General features: G+C 62.4%; 1 protein-coding gene. It reads left to right on the plus strand.

Features of this window, described 5'->3' with window-relative positions; all coding sequences use genetic code 11:
• Positions 1-232: 232 nt before the first annotated feature.
• On the plus strand, positions 233-1,159 hold the full coding sequence (locus CWO89_RS43920; protein WP_130230124.1) for an ArdC family protein: 927 nt from the start codon (positions 233-235) through the stop codon (positions 1,157-1,159).
• The last annotated feature ends 549 nt before the right edge of the window (positions 1,160-1,708 follow it).

Raw genomic sequence — 1,708 nt, forward strand, 5'->3', positions numbered from 1 at the left:
TGCGATGCCGGAAGAAGGCAGGGGGCGGAAGGGCGCAGAGTGAAGGAAGGTGAGGGGTTCTCATCGCAGCCCGTCCCGCTGTCGGTCTTGCCGGGGCCGGCGGCCGGCGCAGCGGCTTCGACGCCCTCCACTTCGTTTCGGCCTATGGGTGCGCCGGCCCCCTGAATTCCCCGGCTTCGGACCGTCGTGACGGGCCGCGATGAGCGCGGCTCCAAGACGGAGGTTCACGAAAATGAGTGGGAAGAAAGAAGGCGGACGGGCCGACATCTATGCGCGGATCACTGAACGCATCATCGCCGATCTGGAGAAAGGCGTGCGCCCCTGGGTGCAGCCTTGGAGCGTCGGCAATGCGACCGGCCGGATCACCCGACCGCTGCGCCACAATGGTGAACCATACACGGGTATGAATGTGCTGCTGCTGTGGTCGGAAGGACTGGCGCGCGGCTTCACGTCATCAATCTGGATGACCTTCAAGCAGTCCACCGACCTCGGCGGCCATGTCCGCAAGGGTGAATCGGGTTCGACCGTCATCTACGCAAGTCGGTTTACCAAGACCGAGACGGACGAACACGGCGGCGAGGTCGAGCGGGACATCCCGTTCCTCAAGACCTACGTCGTGTTCAACGTCGAGCAGATCGAAGGTCTGCCGGAACACTTTTATCACCGGCCGGCACCCATTCTCGATCCCGTTGAGCGCATCGAGCACGCCGATCGATTCTTCGCCAACACCGGCTCCGTGATCCGGCATGGCGGTTCGCGAGCGTTCTATTCGCCATCGAGCGATCACATCCAGATGCCGATATTCGAAAGCTTCCGTGATGCCGCGTCATACGTGGCGGTGCTGAGCCACGAGCACATTCATTGGACAGCGGATGCCCGTCGCGTCGGCCGCGATCTCAGCCGCTACGCGAAGGATCGAAGTGAGCGAGCCCGGGAAGAACTTTTAGCCGAAATTGGATCGGCCCTGGTTTGCGCCGATCTTGGCATCGTCCCCGAGCTCGAACCGAGACCGGATCATGCGGCCTATCTGGTAAGTTGGGTCTCCGTTCTTTCCAATAACAGGCGCGCAATCTTCTCAGCAGCCGCCCATGCGCAGCGCGCGGTTGCTTATCTCCACAGCTTGCAACCGCAGAGCAATGGCGAGCGCGAAGCCGCCTGATGCTACATGCTCGGTTCCTTGAAGGGGAGGGCGTCCGTCCTCCCAATCGCCCTGTGCGCGATTTCCCTGCACGCGGCCGTGCATTCCACCATGCTTGTGGCGCTCGTCGCGCATGGCGTCTTTGTAGGTCGCAAGTCACGATCGAAAAGAAAAGAGGCCCCGCCTCGCGGCGGGAGCCCTCTCGCGGATGCCGTCCGCGATTCCATTATGGCAAATCGCTGGCGATGGCGCCTCCGAAGTTAATCGGTGGCGTGTATCTGATACGGCGAGGTTGCATCCGCACGACAAGCACGTCGGCAGGCTCGTCGGCGATGTTGCGGCAGCGACCTCCGCAGATGCGCCGAGATTGCAGACAGCGGCGATCCCTCACGCAGCGAGCGCGCGACGCCAAAGCGGCCTGGTTGAGGAAAACCGCGTCTCGTTGCCTGTGCTCGTTGCCTCGAGATGCGAATGGCCAGGTCGCCTGACTTCATTCCACGTGTTTTCGCGACGGGCACACCCATCTGCGTCCTCGATAGAGGCTGGTCTGACCGAAGGCCGATCCCGCTA

The sequence above is a fragment of the Bradyrhizobium sp. Leo170 genome (genome assembly GCF_004296405.1).
In the GTDB taxonomy this organism is placed as follows: Bacteria; Pseudomonadota; Alphaproteobacteria; order Rhizobiales; family Xanthobacteraceae; genus Bradyrhizobium.